Annotated in this window: 17 protein-coding genes; 11 read left to right on the top strand and 6 right to left on the bottom strand. The window is 29.2% G+C overall.

Going from position 1 to position 20,226, the window contains the following annotated elements; all coding sequences use genetic code 11:
- Window positions 1-18: 18 nt before the first annotated feature.
- A complete protein-coding gene (locus tag ETU10_RS04035) occupies window positions 19-1,869 on the bottom strand; it encodes a TonB-dependent receptor plug domain-containing protein (RefSeq protein WP_146310085.1) in 1,851 nt (616 codons plus the stop codon).
- A 75-nt stretch (window positions 1,870-1,944) separates the two neighbouring features.
- Between ETU10_RS04035 and ETU10_RS04030 the strand changes: the two genes are divergently transcribed.
- The 4 genes from ETU10_RS04030 (at window position 1,945) to tilS (ending at window position 6,291) form a co-directional block, all read left to right on the top strand.
- Window positions 1,945-3,414: an aminotransferase-like domain-containing protein gene (locus ETU10_RS04030; RefSeq protein WP_146310083.1), complete on the top strand. Its 1,470-nt coding sequence runs from the start codon at window positions 1,945-1,947 to the stop codon at window positions 3,412-3,414.
- Between the two features lie 102 nt (window positions 3,415-3,516).
- Complete coding sequence (locus tag ETU10_RS04025) at window positions 3,517-4,239, top strand: class I SAM-dependent methyltransferase (RefSeq protein WP_146310081.1); 723 nt, start codon at window positions 3,517-3,519, stop codon at window positions 4,237-4,239.
- Entirely contained in the window at window positions 4,239-4,943 is a 705-nt protein-coding gene (locus ETU10_RS04020; protein WP_146310078.1) for a ZIP family metal transporter, read from the top strand. The genes ETU10_RS04025 and ETU10_RS04020 overlap by 1 nt, the downstream gene beginning before the upstream one ends.
- A gap of 40 nt (window positions 4,944-4,983) precedes the next feature.
- Window positions 4,984-6,291 (top strand): tRNA lysidine(34) synthetase TilS, encoded by a 1,308-nt coding sequence (gene tilS, locus ETU10_RS04015; protein WP_146310076.1) that lies wholly within the window; start codon window positions 4,984-4,986, stop codon window positions 6,289-6,291.
- Here tilS and ETU10_RS04010 read toward each other — a convergent pair.
- Both ETU10_RS04010 and ETU10_RS04005 read right to left on the bottom strand, forming a co-directional pair.
- Window positions 6,288-6,620, bottom strand: a complete 333-nt coding sequence (locus ETU10_RS04010; protein WP_146262029.1) for a hypothetical protein — start codon at window positions 6,618-6,620, stop codon at window positions 6,288-6,290. The two genes, tilS and ETU10_RS04010, sit on opposite strands and share 4 nt — an antisense overlap.
- Entirely contained in the window at window positions 6,617-7,462 is an 846-nt protein-coding gene (locus tag ETU10_RS04005; RefSeq protein WP_146310074.1) for a beta-1,6-N-acetylglucosaminyltransferase, read from the bottom strand. Before ETU10_RS04005 ends, ETU10_RS04010 begins: the two co-directional genes overlap by 4 nt.
- A gap of 104 nt (window positions 7,463-7,566) precedes the next feature.
- Here ETU10_RS04005 and mfd point away from each other — a divergent pair, with 104 nt between their 5' ends.
- From mfd to pth, 4 genes are all read left to right on the top strand, one after another.
- The gene (mfd, locus tag ETU10_RS04000) at window positions 7,567-10,908 is read left to right on the top strand and encodes a transcription-repair coupling factor (protein WP_246118416.1); all 3,342 of its coding nucleotides are present in this window, start codon (window positions 7,567-7,569) and stop codon (window positions 10,906-10,908) included.
- A gap of 71 nt (window positions 10,909-10,979) precedes the next feature.
- Window positions 10,980-12,338 (top strand): DUF6056 family protein, encoded by a 1,359-nt coding sequence (locus ETU10_RS03995; RefSeq protein WP_146310072.1) that lies wholly within the window; start codon window positions 10,980-10,982, stop codon window positions 12,336-12,338.
- 16 nt (window positions 12,339-12,354) lie between these two features.
- The gene (locus ETU10_RS03990) at window positions 12,355-13,095 is read left to right on the top strand and encodes a glycosyltransferase (RefSeq protein ID WP_146310070.1); all 741 of its coding nucleotides are present in this window, start codon (window positions 12,355-12,357) and stop codon (window positions 13,093-13,095) included.
- Window positions 13,095-13,673 carry an aminoacyl-tRNA hydrolase gene (gene pth, locus ETU10_RS03985; protein ID WP_146310067.1) on the top strand — a complete coding sequence of 193 codons (579 nt, stop codon included), beginning with the start codon at window positions 13,095-13,097 and terminating at the stop codon, window positions 13,671-13,673. Before ETU10_RS03990 ends, pth begins: the two co-directional genes overlap by 1 nt.
- Before the next feature lie 21 nt (window positions 13,674-13,694).
- On the opposite strand, the gene ETU10_RS03980 is transcribed toward pth, so the two are convergent.
- Window positions 13,695-14,012 carry a DUF493 family protein gene (locus tag ETU10_RS03980; RefSeq protein ID WP_146292341.1) on the bottom strand — a complete coding sequence of 106 codons (318 nt, stop codon included), beginning with the start codon at window positions 14,010-14,012 and terminating at the stop codon, window positions 13,695-13,697.
- Window positions 14,013-14,252: 240 nt separating this feature from the next.
- Between ETU10_RS03980 and ETU10_RS03975 the strand changes: the two genes are divergently transcribed.
- The 3 genes from ETU10_RS03975 to ETU10_RS03965 all read left to right on the top strand — a co-directional run bounded on the left by ETU10_RS03975 (window position 14,253) and on the right by ETU10_RS03965 (window position 17,772).
- Window positions 14,253-14,900, top strand: a complete 648-nt coding sequence (locus ETU10_RS03975; protein WP_146310065.1) for a hypothetical protein — start codon at window positions 14,253-14,255, stop codon at window positions 14,898-14,900.
- Between the two features lie 158 nt (window positions 14,901-15,058).
- The gene (locus ETU10_RS03970; protein ID WP_146310063.1) at window positions 15,059-16,837 is read left to right on the top strand and encodes an AMP-dependent synthetase/ligase; all 1,779 of its coding nucleotides are present in this window, start codon (window positions 15,059-15,061) and stop codon (window positions 16,835-16,837) included.
- Window positions 16,838-17,070: 233 nt separating this feature from the next.
- Entirely contained in the window at window positions 17,071-17,772 is a 702-nt protein-coding gene (locus ETU10_RS03965) for a tRNA(His) guanylyltransferase Thg1 family protein (RefSeq protein ID WP_317129698.1), read from the top strand.
- Window positions 17,773-17,826: 54 nt separating this feature from the next.
- Here the strand turns inward: ETU10_RS03965 and glyA are convergent, their stop codons facing one another.
- Together glyA and galE are read right to left on the bottom strand one after the other, a co-directional pair.
- On the bottom strand, window positions 17,827-19,098 hold the full coding sequence (glyA, locus tag ETU10_RS03960; RefSeq protein ID WP_146310061.1) for a serine hydroxymethyltransferase: 1,272 nt from the start codon (window positions 19,096-19,098) through the stop codon (window positions 17,827-17,829).
- 84 nt (window positions 19,099-19,182) lie between these two features.
- Window positions 19,183-20,208, bottom strand: a complete 1,026-nt coding sequence (galE, locus tag ETU10_RS03955; RefSeq protein WP_146310058.1) for a UDP-glucose 4-epimerase GalE — start codon at window positions 20,206-20,208, stop codon at window positions 19,183-19,185.
- Between the last annotated feature and the right edge of the window lie 18 nt (window positions 20,209-20,226).

The following is a 20,226-nucleotide window of genomic DNA, read 5'->3' as shown; positions in this document are numbered from 1 at the left end:
AAGTTCCTCTGTTTTATTCTACTTATTATTGATAAAAAAATTATTAAAAGTTAATCCAACTTCTAACCATCTACCAGGCATAGGAACCAAGTTGGTTTCTGTGTATTGGGTGTTTAATATATTATTTACTTGCAGGTACGATTCTAGTCTACGATTTTTAAAAGATAAACGCGCGTCTAACAACTGATAACTATCTAAGGTTAAACGATCATTATATCTGTAAATCCATTGATTAGTCCAGTTTTTAAACAATCTTTGCTCAAATTTAACCACTAATTGGTGCTTTAAATTATCTAATAAATATTTTGAAAAATTAGCTGTTGAATTTTCCAGCTTATTATCTAAATATGTATAACCAATATTTATGGACGAAAAAAGTTTATATCCAAAATCATAATTTATTTTTACTTCTACTCCATTCGTATTAACTCTAGCAATATTCTCAGGCGTCCATTTACTATCCTCGTTTTCTCTAACCCAATCAATTAAATTATTAGCCTCTCTCCTAAATAAACTTATTTCAGAACTTAGTTTATTTAAATTAGCTTGATATCCAATTTCATAAGACCATGCCATTTCAGGCTTTAAATCCGGGTTTCCATTGTTTAAAGGATCTGTGTAGAATAAATCCGTATATGATGGTATTCTATACGTTTTCCCAACATTTAAGAAAATTTTATTTTTGGAATTTATTTTATATCCCATATCAATTCCTGGATACCAAAAATTTCCTTGATCCGAATAATCTACAAAGCTGATTCCTGGACTAATATCTAAAGCATTATTAAATAACAAAAAGCGATGCTCTAAAAATAATAAACTAATGGTTCTATTTTTATCCCCTAGGTTCTTTGAGTTAATAAATTCTCTCCTAACATCTGCACCAACTTTTGCAATACCCAATAAATATAAATAGGAAGCCTCAGCCTTAGCTCCTATTGTATTTCCTAAATGCAAATTTCGATAAGCTGATGGATTTTTACGATTAAATATATACTCATCTTGAGATCTTCTCCAAAAAACATGAGACTGTAATTTAAAGTTGGAAAATTGCTGGTTCCAACCCAAGCTAACTAATGAAGTTTGAATTTCTTCGTATTGTTCTTTGGCTTGAGGAGAGGAATAAAAGCCGTTGGCTCCGAATTTTTTCTCAAAAAAACCAGATTGAAACCAGAGTTCTCCTTTATCTAGAGTGTATTGGTTCTGATACCATATGTTCTTTTTAGTAAAGTCTGTATTATAACGATAACCGTCTGATTGTGCATTTCCTATTTGTATAAATTGAGAGAATTTTTCACCGTTTAAATTTGCATTTGCAGATAGAGAATACGTACCGTAATCTCCTCCTGACATTGATATCCCTAGTTTATTTTCTGTAGAAGGTTGAGTAATTATATTAACCACTCCTGCATAGGCATTTAAACCAAAACGACGTGCTGCCGGCCCTTTAACAATTTCTATTTTTTGAACCGATGCCAAATCTAGTGGTAAACTTAACATATTGTGAGCCGTTTGACTATCATTCATAGGGATGCCATTCACTAAAACAAGTACTTGTTCAAAAGAACTCCCTCTAATACTTATATCTGCCTGTATGCCGTGTGCACCTCTCTGCCTAATATCAATTCCTGAATAATAAGACAAGAGTTCTTCAATCGTAGAAGCAGGACTGTTTTGAATCTCTTTTTTTTCTATGGTTTGTATATTCTGCGAAATATTTTCTAAACTTAGTGACGTTTTTTTACCTGTAACAATAACCTTTGATAATTCTCCTGTCTTTTGAGCATAGGTAAGGTTGGTAAATACAAGACCGAATGCAACAACATTTATTAATCTTGATAAAGAATAAAAGTTAACGATATATTTCATTGTAAGACTTAAATATAAAATTTAAAACAAATTAAGTAACTTTCCGGATCATTTAAACATACCACTTTTTTAAAAATGGATAGTCCGGATACAATTCCTTTTCAAAGTTTTATTCAAATAGATCGTAAATCCAATACTGCTATTTATTTACAAATAGTAACCCAAATGATCAACGCCATTCAAAGACAATACCTCTACAAAGGAATGAAACTTCCCGGTACAAGGGTTTTAAGTAAAATTCTAAATGTAAATCGTAATACCTTAGTCTTAGCCTATGAGGAACTTGCTTCTTTGGGATGGATTGAAATTATTCCTAACAAAGGAACATTTATTCTAGCTAAAGAAGAAAATGTAGTTAACAGAATTAAAAACACAACCCCTGTTAGGTATACGACCTACCCAAATTCAACAGGGTTTAGATTTAAAAAATCTATGATTTTAGATTCGCCTTTTGAAACTCCTACATATTCATTTATACTAAATGATGGAATTCCAGATTTACGTTTGTTACCTATTCAACCTTTGGCTAAACTATATTCAACTAGTTTGAAAAGAAAAAAAAATATTGATTGGGCTTTTCATGAAAGCAAAGATTTTTTTAAATCTCATTTATCTAACTTTCTAAATCTTACCCGTGGCTTGCATATTACCAAAAAAAATATGCTTGTTGCTAGAAGCATTGAAACTTGTTTGTACATATCTTCTGAAATACTCATATCTCCTGGAGATAAAGTAATAGTTGGAGAACTAAGCTACTTTCTTCCTAATATGATTTTTCAAAAGGCAGGAGCACAGTTACTAACTGTTCCTATTGATAAAGAGGGTATTTTAATTGAGCCTTTGAAACATTTATGTAAAAAAAATAAGATAAGAATGCTTTACTTAACGCCCCATCATCACTACCCTACCACGGTAACGCTTAGTGCAGAAAGACGCATTGCTTTGCTTGAACTTTCAACCCAATACGGATTTATAATTTTGGAAGACGATTATGATTATGATTTTAATTATACCAATAGCCGTACATTACCACTAGCGAGTGCTGATAAGGATGGAATGGTAGTTTATATAGGCTCTTTTGGAAGATCATTGGCTCCTGGTTTTCGCTCAGGATTTATTATAGCTCCACAAAATTTAATTCATGAAATGAATAAATTATTAGGTATTATTGATCGGCAAGGAGATGTTTTCATGGATTTATCTCTCGGTGAAATGATTGAAGAAGGGGAAATTTATAGACATTTAAAAAAATCTACCTATATATATAAAGAAAGAAGAAATTCACTTACCCACCTACTCTCCCACCATTTTAAAAAAGAAATACGGTTTACACCACCTAGCGGAGGCTTAGCTACATGGATAGAATGGAATTCCCCCATTAACTTAATGCAAATAAGAGAAAATTGTAAAAAGGAAAATATTTTTATTCCAAAGTCTTTGCTTTATCAATCAAAAAAAGTTACCGCTCTTCGTATGGGATTTGGTAATTTTTCAACCAATGAATTGGAAATGATCGTAGAAAAATTGAAATTATGCACCTATTAATAAATTATAATATAGTGTGAAAGGTTGTTTTTATCTAACTAATTCAAACATTTTCACTTAAGCAATGTTATAGTTACAAAAAATTTTCAATAAATTTGACTTATGGATTGGTTTGCAAAATGGTTTAACACACCGTATTATCATATTTTATATAAAAATCGTAACGAGGAAGAAGCTCAAGAGTTTATAATTAACTTAATTAAATATCTTTCGCTCCCGATTGATAGTAAAATTCTTGATTTAGCTTGTGGAAAAGGCAGACATAGTATTTTCTTAAATAAGTTGGGATATAATGTTACGGGGGTTGACCTAGCAACTAAAAGTATTGAAGAAGCTAAAATACAAGAGAATGAAAAATTGCATTTTTTTGTAGGAGATATGCGTGAAACTAATTTCCCTAATGAGTTTAATGCAATTCTAAATCTTTTTACAAGTTTTGGCTATTTTAGTGATGATGCAGATAACCTAAAAGTTTATCAATCCGTATATGAACAATTAAAACCTCAAGGGATTTTTGTCATGGATTTCATGAATGCTTCATTAGCGGAAACTAATCTGGTTGAAAAAGAAGATAAAGAAGTGGATGGAATATTGTTTCATCTTCAACGAAAAACTGAAAATGATTTTATAATAAAAGACATTCATTTTAGTGACAATGGCGAAGATTATCACTTTCAGGAAAGGGTTAAAACCTTCAAACTTGACTATTTTGAAAATTTAGCAAAGATAGTTGGATTTAAGTTAAAAAGAGTTTTCGGTGACTATCAACTAAATGAGTTTGATTCTAAAAGATCTCCTCGTTTAATATTAATATTTGAAAAGTAATGGAATATGTTGTACTAATAGTTGCTGTAATTATTGGAGCCGTCATTGCATATTTTTTTCAAAATAACCATAGATTCAGTAAAAAACTTTTAATGTTTAGTGCAGGGCTTCTATTAGCGATTACTGTTCTAGATATGTTTCCAACCCTGTATTCTTCCCATGAAAAAGTAAATGCCGGGCTATGGGTAATTGTCGGTGTTTTTTTACAATTGTTATTGGAAGGTTTACCTAAAGGCATAGAACATGGACATGTACATACTCATAGCCATGGTCAGGTAGATTCTATTGTTCCTTTAAGTGTAATGCTTGGATTATTCATTCATTCATTTTTAGAAGGTGCACCCATTGAAGCTCATCACCATGGACACTCCCACGAACATTCTAATATTTTATGGGCTTTAAGCATCCATAAAATATCTGAGACTATTGTTCTTTCCACTTTTGTTTTTTCACTTAAAATTAAAAATTTATATAAATTTTTAATTTTGATATTATTTGCTATATCTGCTCCAATTGGAACATTAGTTGGCTCTATTATACCAAACAAATACTTCCTTGAAATTATTGGAATAGTATCTGGTATATTTCTACATATATCCTCAGTTATCATTTTTGAAAGTAATGAGAAACACAATTTGAATTTTCAAAAATTATTCTTGGTATTCATGGGCATGTTGGTGGGATACTTAATAACTCTTGGATAATATAATAATTTGTACCCTGTTTTATTCATTATTGAAAAAAATGCAGAAATCAATTAATCAGCTTGAAATAAAAAAATCATATTTATTAGCTATAAGTGGAGGTATTGATAGTATGGTTCTTTTGCATTTATTTCAACAAACAAGTTTATCTTTTAGCGTAGCACATTGCAACTTTAATCTAAGAGAGGAGGATTCATTAAAGGATGAAGCATTTATTCGAGAATATTGTGAAAAACACAAAATAAAACTACACGTAAAAAGTTTCGACACTTTAAAAATTAAGCAAAAAAAAGAATCTATTGAAATGGTTGCTAGAGACTTAAGGTATCATTTTTTTTTAGAATTAATAAAGAAATATAATTATAATTACCTAGTAACGGCTCATCACCTTAATGATCATATTGAAACCTTTTTTATTAATTTATTTAGAGGTGCTGGTCTAAAAGGACTTTCCGGCATAAAAAAAAAGAGAGATTATATTATAAGGCCGCTGCTAAATTTTTCTCGGAAAGAAATTTTAGAATATGCTCAAAACAATGGTATAATTTGGCGTGAAGATTATACTAACCAAAGCACAGACTTTTTAAGAAACAAAATTAGACATACAATAATTCCTAATTTAGAAGACATAAAACCTAATTTTATATATTTAGCTAAAAAAAGCCTCTCAATTATAGATGAATCTCAAAAATTTATTCAAAAGCAAGTGAATCTCTTAAAAGATGATATTACCTTAAAAACTGATTCAAATGTATCTGTAATTGATTTACATAAACTTTTAAATGCTGAATCACTATTAGTTTATTTATTACTGGCTGAATTTGGATTCGTAAATAAAAAAGATTGTGAAAATATACTTAAATCAAAAACAGGCAGTATTTTTTTATCTAAAACCCATAAATTATGGGTAAATCGGAACGAGATGTGGGTCGAGGCATTACAAAATAGAACGATTTATGAATCTGAAATAAATTTAAAAATTAACTCCATCCCTTGGGAAATTGATCATCCTTTACATGTATCGCTCTATAGCTCAAAGAAACATGAAAAAAGTGAATCCCATGAAATTTTAGATTTAAACACAATATCTTTTCCTTTATATTTTAGAAATTGGAAATCTGGAGATTTCTTTTACCCTATTAATGGGAATGGAAAGAAGAAAGTAAGTAAATTTTTAAAAGACCTGAAAATTTCCAATTATGAAAAAAATAAAACTTTCGTTTTATGTGACGGCTTAGATCGAATAATTTGGCTGGTTGGTTATCGTTTAGACGATCGTTTTAAAATAACCAATAATACTACTGATTTACTAAATTTAAGATTACATAAAAATCTTACATCTTATTAAACCCGTTTATAATAAGAAAGAAAATTCCACATTTTACGTGTTTTTAAATATGTGAAATTTAAATCATTCGCATAAGCTTCCTTTTCAAAACTAATTTTCTTATACGCCAACTGAAGATTTTTATATTTAACTACATTGTATAAATACTCTGTCAAATACCACAAAAAGAAAAAAATCCATAATAATTCAATTTGTTGTCTCAAATGAATTTTTTCATGATTAATTAGACGCTTATCGTATAACATATGTTTATAACGCACAAAAATAAATGGGAATATTGCCATTCCTTGAAAGCTACCTATAAATATAAACGGTAAATAAACTATCATTTATTTCTATATTTTTCAAGTTGATCTACTAGTGAATCACTGAAACCTATTTCCATTTTTCTACAAAATAAAGCTTCTGAATTTATAATCTTTTCAAAATCATTAGGAACTAAATTTCTAGGATTATTTATACAATTTGTCCAGTCTATATACCTTAAATTGTTATTAATAATTTTTTCTTTGAAATGAGAGTTAAGAAGCACAACTTGAAAAAAGACTTCATCTGAACACCATGTTGTTTTAAAAAAATTGATTATTTTTTTATCTTCGGCAACCTGTAATAAAAACTCTATAACTTCCTTGGATAAATTCCACCAATTAGCCCCCCAATAACAGGTATAATTATTAATCATTTTGATCTTGTATTCCTTTTTAGTTAAAAATTTATACATTAATTTAAAAGCAGTATGGAATTTTCTCTCTATAATTCTATGACTAGGATAATGTTTACGGTCTACTCTGTATAAATACTCGTGATATTTATTATTCTCAGTAACTAAAAAATTATTACTTAAATTGTTATTAAAAAACTCATCAATATCAAAATTACTTCTTATTGGATAATCTTGTCCTGAAATAAAGATGACATGAGAAAAATCTTTTTGTTCTTCAATGATTTGCCTTAATGAATTTAGGGCTGATTCAACTTGTGAATATTCACCCCAAACCACTGAAACCCTTTTTTTAACTAATATAGCTTTACTTGATATCTTATCAGTGTTAATATTCGATTTTTTGTCAATGTTTACATATATAGTAAAAGCAGGATAGTCTAATGCATCAATTAATCTATTAAGATGATCTAAATTCTTGTGCGCATGAATCAAAATTATTTTTTTCATTCTTTTGAATTATACCTACGACTAGTTTTGTTTGTATGGAAATAAATTTTAGGTAAAATTACTACCTTTGCTTTACTTTGAAAACTAATTTAATTAAAAGCTTATTGAGCTCTCATTTAAAAGGAACTCTTTTAGATGAGGAAATTCATTTATTATCAGAAAATAAAATCTTAAAATTATCTGTTAAAGGTGCTGTTGGATCCTTTATTAATTTATTTTACAGCCACTTACATTCTGTAACGGACAAATCTGTTTTTTTATATTTTGCTGATAAGGAAGAAGCTATATTTGCATTAAATGAAATAGAAAGTATTTTTGGAAAGGAGAAAGTGCTTTTCTATCCATCTTCTCATCTTACTCCTTATCAAGTAGAAGAAGTGCAGAACGCAAATGTTGTTTTGCGAACTGAGGTCTTAAATAGCATATTAAATCACAAAGAATCTAAAATTATAATCTCATATTCTGAAGCTTTATCAGAAAAAGTTTTAAGTAAAAAATCTTTAGAAAATGTAACTCAAAATATTTCTGTTGGAAATAAATTAAATCCTGACTTTTTAAATGAAGTTTTATTTAGTTTCAATTTTCAACGAACGGATTTTGTAACTCAACCGGGTGAATTTTCTTTGCGTGGAGGAATTTTAGATATATTTTCTTTCTCCGATGAAAAACCTTATAGAATTGGTTTTTTCGGAAATGAAATTGAATCTATACGAAAATTTAATATTGAGACACAACTTTCAGAAGAAAGTGTTACTGAGTTTACTATTGTTCCAAATATTGATGCCTCTTATCATAACTCAGAATCAAAAATTAATTTTTTAGAATATCTGCCTGAAGATATTATTTTTATTGCTAAAGATTTAGATATTTCTCTATCTGTAATTGATAAAAAATTTCAAAAAGCTGAAGAGGTATATTCATCACTTACTAGTATTATAAATAGAGGAAAGCCGAAAGATTTATTTATAGACTCTAACGATATTTTAAAAATAATTGAGAAGTTTTCATTTATAGAGTTTTCGTCACTCCCACATTTTATAAACTTTAAAACGATTCAACTCAACCAAACAGAGCAACCAAGTTTTCATAAACAATTTCATTTATTAGGAGAAGATTTACTAAGTAAAGAAAAAAGTGGTTTTGTAAATTATATTGCCTTCCAATCTGAAAAACAAGAAGATCGATTAAAAGAAATTTTTTCTACCATTGAACATGAAGTTCCTTTTAAAGGAATTCACGTAAATATTAGTAAAGGTTTTATTGACTATGACTCTAAATTTCTTATCTATACAGATCATCAAATATTTGAACGCTATCACCGATATCAAGTTAGAAACTCATTTTCTAAATCTGAATCGCTAACCCTTAAAGAATTAACTGACTTAAAAGTTGGAGATTATGTTACCCATGTAGATCATGGCATTGGAAAATTCATGGGGCTTGTAAAAATTAAAAATGATGATAAAATTCAGGAAACCATCAAGCTTGTTTATAAAAATAATGATATTCTATATGTAAACATTCATTCATTACATAAAATTTCCAGATTTTCAGGCAAAGACGGTGCAGAAATAAGTTTAAACCAACTAGGCTCTCCCGCTTGGAAAAACTTAAAAAATAAAGCCAAGAAAAAAGTTAAAGAGGTTGCTTTTGATTTAATTAAATTATATGCGGAAAGAAGGACTAAGGAGGGCTTTGCTTTCTCTCCAGATGGATATCTTCAAAACGAGCTAGAAGCCTCCTTTATGTACGAAGACACTCCAGATCAAGAAAAGGCAACTCAAGAAGTTAAAATGGATATGGAAAAACCGATTGCCATGGATCGATTGGTTTGTGGTGATGTGGGCTTTGGAAAAACAGAAGTTGCCATTCGTGCAGCTTTTAAAGCTGCCACTGACGGAAAGCAAACGGCTATTATGGTTCCTACTACAGTGTTGGCTCTTCAACATTATAAAACTTTTTCTAAAAGGCTTAAAGACTTTCCTGTTCGGGTGGAATATTTAAATAGATTTAAGACAGCTAAACAAAAAAAAGAAATTATACATGATTTAGGTGAAGGGAAAATTGATATTGTAATCGGCACACAACAGTTGGTAGGAAAAGATATAGTTTTCAAAGACTTAGGATTATTAATTATAGACGAAGAACACAAGTTTGGAGTTTCTGTAAAAGATAAACTTAAAACTTTAAAAACTACTGTTGATACTCTTACTCTAACTGCAACCCCAATTCCACGAACCCTGCAATTTTCTTTAATGGCTGCACGGGATTTGTCTGTTATAAAAACACCTCCTCCCAATCGTCAGCCGGTACAAACTCAACTAATGGGCTTTAACGAAGAAATGATTCGAGATGCTGTCATGTATGAACTAAACAGAGGTGGACAAGTATTTTTTATAAACAATCGAGTTGAGAGTTTAGCTGTTTTAGCAGGAATGATTCAGAGATTAGTTCCCATGGCTAGAGTTATTACTGGACATGGACAAATGGAAGGCAAAAAATTAGAGCAAATTATGGTTGATTTTATGGAGGGGGAGTATGATGTACTTATTTCAACAACAATCATTGAATCGGGATTAGATGTTCCAAATGCCAATACTATTTTCATTAATGATGCTCAAAGATTTGGACTGGCAGACTTACACCAAATGCGAGGGAGAGTTGGAAGATCTGACAGAAAAGCTTTTTGTTACTTAATTACCCCTCCTATTGATGTGTTAACCTCTGAGGCTAGAAAGCGTTTACAGGCAGTTGAACAATTCTCAGATTTAGGGTCTGGCTTTAATATTGCTATGAAAGATTTAGAAATACGAGGGGCGGGAGATCTGTTGGGGGCTGATCAAAGCGGTTTTTTTAATGAAATTGGGTTTGAAACTTATCAACAAATTCTCAACGAGGCTATTGAAGAATTAAAAGAAAATGAGTTTGCTGAACTTTTTGAAAAAGAAAATGAAACCAAGGACTTCGTATCAGAAGTACAAATTGACACTGATTTTGAACTACTTATACCAGACGAATATGTTAATAAAGTGGAAGAGCGTTTTTCTCTATATCAAAAACTTTCTGAACTTGAAAATGAAAGTCAATTAGAAATTTTCAGTCAAGAGCTCATAGACCGATTTGGTGATTTACCTAATCCTACGAAAGATTTACTTGAAAGTATTCAATTAAAATGGCTCGCTAAATCTCTGGGCTTTGAAAAACTTGTAATAAAAAATAATATTTTATTGGCTTACTTCCCTACTAATTCTCAATCCAAATACTATCAATCTAATTTTTTTAAAGGTATATTAGAATATTTAAATAAAAATCCAGAAGAAGGAATATTTAAACAAAAAAACACCAACGACGGTTCAATCTTATATTTTAAAAAGGAAAATATATATTCTATTAATACTATACTAGACTTTTTTAATCAAATTAAAAATTTTATCTCTCATATTTAGATTCTTATCCTGTATATTTGCATTTGTTTTATCTTATGAGAGATATTTTTAAATCTAACATTTTTAATAAAGTGATTATAATAGCATCTATACTTGCTTTATTCCCATTTTTACTCCTATGCTTATTTACACAACCAACCTTAGATGATTTTGGTTATGCTTTAAATTTATCAGATAAATCTTTTATTGAGACTCAAATCAATATCTACATGAACTGGAGTAGTAGATATACGGCAACAGGTCTATTAATACTTAACCCTATTCAATGGGATTCATGGAATGGTTATAAATTAATATCCTTAGGCATGATAGTCTTGTTTGTTATCGCAACATTTTATATGTTCTATAAAATTACAACTAATAATACTATAACAATTATATTAGGTTGTTCATTTATATTTTGCTATTTATTTATGATTCCGGAAATTGTATCCTCCTTTTATTGGCTGGCTGGTTCTGCAACCTACCATTTGGCAAATATTTTATTGATTTTTTTTGTAGGACTTTCAATATCATATTACAATCAAAAATCTTTATTAAAGATACTAATGCTATTTCTATTAGTATTTCTAATTATTGGATGCAATGAAATCTCAATGATTTACTTAGATATTTGTATATTTATAATATTTATATATTCCTATTTCAAGAAAAAAAAACTTAATAGTAATTGGTTAATTTTACTTGTTTGGGCTGGATTCTTAACTTTACTAATTTTATTATCTCCAGGTAATGCAAAGCGTTCTTCATCAATAATTCATCACATTCCTTTACTTGAAAGTTTTTTTATGGCTATAAAAAAGTCTATTGTTATAATTTTTAGATATGGAATTATTGTCTTTATTATTAACTTATTGGTATTTTATAATTGTAGAAATGATTTAAAAAAATATAGTTTTTCGATTTTAAATTTTCCTTTTTATTTTTACATAATTGCACTATTTATATTTTTGTTCTTAGGCTCATTCCCCAGTTTAGTAAGCATTGGAAGTTATCCTCCACAACGAACAGTCAATGTGATATTTTTACCCGTACTTGTTTTCTCAATGATTATCAGTTATAAAATAGTGGTATCAACCAATTTATATAACTTAAAAATTTCTCCTAATAAACTAAGCTTCATACTACTATTTATTATTTTTAGTTATTCATTTATAGTTGGAAATAAAGAGTTTTTAAGTGTTCATAATAATTTGTATTTGGCTTATTATGATCTTATAAGTGGAAATGCTTATAAATATAATAAGGAAATAGAAGCTAGATATAAAAAGATCGAATACTCAAACAATGAAACTATTGTATTATCTCCATTAAATTATAGACCTAGATCAATTTTCATCTCTGATTTAAGTCCTGATCAAAGTTTTTTTTATAACCAATCTATGGCTAAATTTTTTAGTAAAAAAACTATTTCTATTCTTGAAAAATAATTCTCATTCAAAACATATGACTAAAAACTGTGTAATTATTCCCTGCTACAATGAAGAATTAAGACTTCCCATTTCTGAATTTGAAGAAAATTTAACTTCTCAAAATTCTCTTTATTTTTGTTTTGTCAATGATGGGAGTTCAGATGGTACATTAAATATTCTAAATAAATTAAAAAACAGATACCCCAATCAAATATATGTTGTTGATAAGAAGAAAAATGCTGGCAAAGCTTCTGCTATATATACAGGAATAAATGAAATGCTTAAATTAAATTCTTTTGATATTGTTGGATATTTAGATGCTGATTTAGCAACTTCCATTCAAGAATATGAAAGAATTTGCACCTACATACATCCGCCCATTGAATTTGTTTTTGGATCAAGAATAAAAAGAATAGGTTCTCACATTAATAGAAAACTGCATAGACATCTTATTGGAAGAGTTTTTGCTACCTTATCTAGTACAATGTTAAATCTTCCTGTCTATGACACCCAATGCGGGGCAAAAGCTTTTACTTCTAAAACAGCAAAACAAATTTTTAATGAACCTTTTATTTCTGATTGGAGTTTTGATGTTGAAATATTTTTTAAATTCATACATTTAGTGGGTAAAGATAAGGTTGAAGAAAAAGCAAAAGAAATACCATTAGAATCTTGGAGAGATGTTGGAGATTCAAAGGTAAAGCTTTCTTACTCTTTAAAATTACCCTTTGAATTATTAAGAATTAAAAGATATTACAAGAAAAAATTTAAATAATGAATAAGTTCCTTATAGTCGGACTAGGAAATATTGGCGAAGAATATATTTATACCAGACATAATATAGGTTTTTTGATCTCAGACTATTTAGCAGAAAATTTAAATGCAACATTTAAGCCCTCAAATTTTGGTCAATTATGTGAAACATCTTTTAAAGGAAGAAAAACTTTTATTTTAAAACCAAACACATTTATGAATCTTAGTGGAAATGCTGTGAAGTTTTGGCTTACTAAAGAAAAGATACAATTAGAAAACTGTTTAGTTATTTGTGACGATTTAAGTATACCTTTTGGACATATCCGTTTAAAGCCTAAAGGGAGTAGCGCTGGGCATAACGGGTTAAAAAGCATTGAAAATAACATTCAAAGCCAACAATATCCACGATTACGTTTTGGAATTGGTAATGATTTTCTTAAAGGTCAACAAATAGACTATGTGTTAGGTAAGTGGAATGAGGAAGAATATACTAAATTAAATACTAGAATAAAAGTTGGAGCAGAAGCCATTAAATCATTTATTTTTTCAGGAATAAACAATACTATGAATGAATTTAATGCAAACAAAGAGGGATTATAAAAGTGTATATTATTGCTATACCTAAAGCATCATTACCCCCTCTATTAAACTTACTTCTTTGTAATAATTTATTATTGAGGTAGAATCTACAGCATATATATTAACACTTATACTTGTATATTTATTGTTTTTACTATCCCTCATTGAAAATGTTGGAGAAGCAAATTCAAAAATTTTTTGAATTTTAGCGATCTTGCTACTCTCCGTAGGAACTATAAATTTAAACATATATTTACCTGGAAGAGTATTGCTTTCATCCAATTGAATTTTCAACTTATCATAAAATTCTTCTGAATTCTTATTATTGATATCCTTTGAATTAATTTCATTATTACTCATATAAATTTACGATCAAAACTTAAGCCAAATAAATATCTTTATTGAAATAACTCGTTCTTTCATTTATTAATTGATTCAAAAATATAATTTATAATATAGATTATAAATCTAATGTTATTTATACACCCCTAAAATTAAGACTATGAAAATTATACTTTTATTTTATTTAACATTTATTATACAATTAAAATAAAAACCAAACGTTAAGAGATAAAAGAACCTCCAATAAAAATAAATATTATGATAAAATATTTTTTTTCAATTATTACTCTAATTGCATTCTACAGTTGTTCAACATCTTTTAATAATGGATTTACCAATGGCAATAGCGAAAAATTAAATCAAAGAAATATTTCACAGTTGAATGGAACTTACGAAATTTTTGCCTCCGGAAAATATAATGAGAATGGGCGGTTTACTGCTGTAAGTACTAATAAAAAAAAATACTCATTCCATAACAAAATTGAAAATAAACTTCCAAATATGAAAGTAAAAGACTTGGGAGATATAGGCAATATTTTAAAAAACCCACCAATAGATTCAATTCCAAGTTTAACTAGTAATTACGAAGCTTTTGAAGTTAAAATAAAACCAGATGGTTACCTTACATTTAATTTTCTAAAAAATGATCAAATTGCTACATCATTGACATATAAAGGCAATATTAAGGATGGATTTATTTATCTTCCTAAGGAAAAAAATTGTACAAAAATTTACTCTTCAAAGAATTGTGTCATAAGTCAACGAAGAATAGGTTTAGCGGAAGATGGAAGTATTATTCTTCAAGAATCAAACAAAGTGGATGCATCTTCTCAAACCACATCAGTTTTACTTTCATTATTTGAAGGTAATGGAGAAAATGCTTATAAGTATAAAAAGATAAATTAGTTACAATTAAGTATTTCTATATTACTAAATAAAAGCAGATAATTTTATGGATTATCTGCTTTTATCATCTAAAAAACCTAAATTCATTCTTAATTCCTTAAGATGTATTTCATAAAGTATAATTATTGTATCTTTAAAAAATAAAATAATTTCTAAGAATGAATGTTTCAAGGCTATTTGATATTCCTTATTTTCAACTAGTAAATGCTCCACAAGAAAGCTCTTTGGTTACTAAACATGCTGGTAAATGGGTGGTAACCTCCACTCAGGAACTTGTTCAAATAATTAATCAAGTGAGTAGAGGTTTATTAAGATTAGAAGTAAAAAAAGGAGATCATATTGCCATTCTTAGTCCAAATAATAGTACTGAATGGTTAATAATTGATTTTGCGATCCAACAAATTGGAGCTGTTACGATTCCCATATATCCCAATTTAAGTGATCCTGATTTAAAGTTTATCTTAAAACATAGCAATAGTAAGTTTTGCTTTGTTTCAGGAATGGAATTGGTGAATAAAATTCAACGAATAAATTTGGATAGTATACACTTAAAAAACATATTCACATTTGAAAATTTAGATCATTTAATTTCTTTAGATTCTATAAAAGAATTAGGTAATGATTTATCCAATCAAAAAGAGGTTGAGAAAATTAAACAGAACATTCATCCAGAACATTTAGCAACAATCATATATACTTCCGGCACTACTGGTTCACCTAAAGGTGTAATGCTTAGTCATAAAAACCTATTGTCTGACGCTTTAAATACTCATGAAAGAGTGATTATTGAAAATAGCGGTATTATAAAAATGTTAAGTTTCCTTCCCATTTGCCATGTACTTGAAAGAATGGTGGTTTATTTAGCTATGTATCGATCTTATAATATCTATTTTGCAGAAAGTATAGAAAAAGTTCCTGAGCACTTAAAAGAAATTAAGCCACATATAATGACTGTGGTTCCCCGGGTAATTGAAAAATTATATTCTACTATATATCAAAAGGGTACCTCGTCCGGTTGGATACAAAAACATATATTTTTATGGGCATTAAAAATTGGACATAATTTTCAACCTTTTTCATCTACTTCATTGTCCTATAAAATTGTAAATCAACTAGTATTTAAAAAATGGAGAGAAGGTCTTGGAGGAGAAATTAAAACAATTATTTCAGGAGGTGCACCACTCTCTAAAAATTTAAATAAAATTTTTTTCGCTGCGGGTTTACCCATTTTGGAAGGGTATGGATTAACAGAAACTTCTCCAGTAATTGCAGTGAATGGAAAAGATAAAAATTTATTTAAGTTCGGTTCTGTAGGACCTCTCTTAAAAGACATGAAAGTCAAAATCGCTGAAGATGGGGAAATATTAACACAAGGTCCTAATGTTTTTATGGGTTATTACAATGAAGAAGATAAGACTAAGGAAGCTTTTACGGACGATGGATGGTTTAAAACTGGAGATATTGGAGAGATGGATGGAATTTTTCTAAAAATTACAGATAGAAAAAATGAAATATTCAAGACTTCCGGAGGTAAATTCATTACTCCTCAAATCACTGAAAATCTATTAAAACAATCTCGCTTTATAGAGCAATCAATGGTAGTAGGTGCTGGTGAAAAAATGCCTTGTGCGCTTATTCAACCTAATTTTTTATTCATCAAAAAATATTTAGTTCGTAAAAACCTCATAGAAAATAAAAAGGAATTTTCAAATCAGGAATTAATTGAAAATGTTACTATCAAAGACCGAATATGGAAGGAAGTTGAAAAAGTAAACATGACTTTAGGGAATTGGGAACAAATAAAAAAAATTGAATTAACTCCTTGCATTTGGTCTATGGAAGGTGGAGAATTAACTCCTACTTTAAAACTAAAAAGAAAATTCATCAAGGAAAAATACATTGATTTGTATAACAAAATGTACGAGAAAAACTTATAATTACAAATTTATATTTCTTAATATAAGTTGATTAAACTTCGCTTTATTTTCAAACGATATTACTTTGATTAAACATTGTTAAAGTATTTCTCTTAGTTTATAAATCTTTATAATTAGATTCAAGTTTAAAATCATTTAATACCACAAAGATTATATTTAAACACAATTTTACTATGAGACTAAATGAGCTAGATGCTAAGATGAAATGTTTTGAAATTTCAAACGATTTTTAAATTTTACCTGAAATCTATATGATTGCAAGATTAGACGGAAGAGGTTTCACTAAACTTACTAAAGAAACACATCCATACAAAAAACCTTTTGATTTAGAATTTAGTAATTTAATGGTTGAAACTTCTAAACATTTAATGAATTGCGGTTTTCATATCTTGTATGCTTATACACAAAGTGATGAAATATCTCTTCTATTTCATAAAAAGGAAACAGCTTTCTCAAGAAAAACTAGAAAGTACATCTCTATACTTGCAGGTGAAGCAAGCGCAAAATTTTCGTTATTGCTAGGAAGCCCTGGTGTTTTTGACTGTAGAATTTCTCAGTTACCCCATAGAGAGCTAGTGATGGATTATTTTAGGTGGAGGAGCGAAGATGCATTAAGAAATTCTCTTAATGCCTATTGCTATTGGAATTTGAGAGAAGAAAATAAGACTGCAACACAAGCTTTTGATTTTGTTAAAGGTATGTCTATTTCAAATAAAAATGAATTTCTTTTTAAAAGAGGTATAAATTTTAATGATCTGCCCTTATGGCTAAAAAGAGGTATCGGTATTTACTGGAAAACCTTTGAAAAAAAATGGATAAATAAAGATATTAGTAAGGAAGTTATTACAAAGCAAAGAGAGTTAATTATAAATCAAGAATTGCCTATGAAAGAAAAATATTTAAATCTTCTCAACGATATTATACCTTTCACATAAAAAATTAGCGTTATTTAATTAATAACGCTAATAAGTTTTTTATATATTTATTATTTACCATTGAAATAAAGGTCTAGAACTCATTAAAGCATTTACTTCTTCTTTAACTCTTCCTAATACTTTTTCATTCTCAGGGTCTGCAACCACTTCCTGTACATAGTCTGCAATTTTAACCATTTCTTCTTCTTTCAATCCTCTAGTAGTAATCGCAGCAGTTCCAAATCTTATCCCTGAAGTTACGAATGGACTTCTATCGTCGTAAGGAATCATATTTTTATTACAAGTAATATCCGCTTTTTCTAATGCTTTTTCAGCAGCCTTACCTGTTATATTCTTATTATGCAAATCAATTAGCATTAAATGATTATCAGTTCCTCCAGAAATAATTTCAAAACCTCTATCCATCAAAGCAGTGGATAATGCTTGTGCATTTTTAAGAACCTGTAAAATATATTTAAAGTACCCATCGCTTAGGGCTTCTTCAAATGTTATTGCTTTTGCAGCAATAATATGTTCTAAAGGTCCTCCTTGAATTCCTGGAAATACAGCCCCATCAATAACCTGAGACATTAATTTAATCTCTCCTTTGGGAGTTTTATGTCCAAACGGATTCTCAAAATCTTTCCCTAACATTATAATTCCACCTCGGGTACCTCTTAAAGTTTTATGAGTAGTTGTTGTAACAATATCACAATAAGGGATTGGATCTTTAAGAATACCTTTAGCAATTAGTCCTGATGGATGCGAAATATCTGCCATTAATATAGCTCCAACTTCATCAGCCACTTCTCTGAACTTAGCATAATCTAAATCTCTAGAATAGGCAGAAGCCCCTACAATTATCATTTTAGGTTTTTCTTTTCTTGCCAAGGCTTCCATTTCTTCATAATCAATTCTTCCATCTTCTTTTCTAACTCTATAGAAAACTGGGCTGTAAGTTAATCCGGAAAAATTCACCGGTGAGCCATGCGTTAAATGACCTCCATGCGATAAATCCAATCCCATTACTTTATCTCCAGGCTTTAAACAAGCTAAAAATACAGCCGCATTCGCCTGCGCACCAGAATGAGGTTGTACATTTACATATGCAGCACCAAATAGTTTTTTAGCTCTATCTATGGCCAATTGCTCAATTTGATCAACTATTTCGCATCCTCCATAATATCTTCTCCCTGGATAACCTTCTGCATATTTATTAGTTAAAACAGATCCTGCTGCTCTCATAACATCCTCACTTACAAAGTTTTCAGAAGCTATAAGTTCAATTCCTTTAAGCTGTCTTTGCTTTTCTTTCTCAATTAAATCAAATACTATTTTGTTATCCATGGGTTTTAAAGGTTTTATGTTATATTATGGTTACTTCAAATATACAGAGTTTCTTTAAAATTGATATAATTTCAAAGAAAAATTTCACTGGTTTCTATAGTTCTTTTCCCAATTCCACGAATCTTTAACCATATCATCTAAAGACAGTTCTGTTTTCCATCCTAAGATTTCATTGGCTTTTTGGCTACTGGCATAAATACTTGCTACATCACCATTTCTTCTTTCTCCAAATTTATATTTAAGTTTAACTTTATTTACTCTTTCAAAAGTTTCAACCATATCTAATACAGAATAGCCTTCTCCGGTTCCTATATTAAATACATCGTAAGGTAAATTCCCTTTTCCATTGAGTAAAAAATTACAAGCATACACATGTGCTTTGGCTAAATCAACCACATGTATATAATCTCTTATACAAGTTCCATCTGGAGTATTATAATCTTTACCAAAAATAGTCAGCTCTTCTCTTATACCTATGGCTGTTTGCGTTATAAACGGCATTAAATTACTGGGTATTCCTTTAGGTAATTCTCCCAATAAGCCTGACAAATGGGCTCCTACTGGGTTAAAATATCGCAAGGCTAAGGCGTTTAACCAATGATTCGTAGCTACTTTTTCCAGAATATCTTCCGCCATTTGCTTGGTGCTTCCATAGGAGGAAAGTGCTTTTTTTATAGGGAAAGTTTCCTGAACAGGTAAATGCTCTGGTTCACCATAAACGGTTGCAGACGACGAAAATACAAAATTGTGTATTTTATATTCTTTCATTAAATCAAGAACATTCAATAAAGAAACTAAATTTTCTCTATAATAAAGCAATGGTTTTTCCATGGACTCTCCTACTGCTTTTTTTGCTGCAAAATGGATACAAGCTTTTAAATCTTTATTTTCTTCAAATATTGATTTTAAACTATTTATATCACAAATATCAGACTTGTAGAATTTAGGTTTTTGTCCGGAAACTTTATAGATGTTATCTAAAATAAACAATTCAGAATTACTTAAATCGTCAACGATAATAGGCTCAAATCCAGAATTTATTAGTTCAACTACCGTATGTGAGCCAATATAACCTAATCCACCTGTTACTAATATTTTAATTTTATTCATAATAATTAATACTATCTA

The sequence above is a fragment of the Apibacter muscae genome, assembly GCF_007845595.1.
In the GTDB taxonomy this organism is placed as follows: domain Bacteria; phylum Bacteroidota; class Bacteroidia; order Flavobacteriales; family Weeksellaceae; genus Apibacter; species Apibacter muscae.
This window is presented reverse-complemented; position numbering and strand designations above follow the sequence as displayed.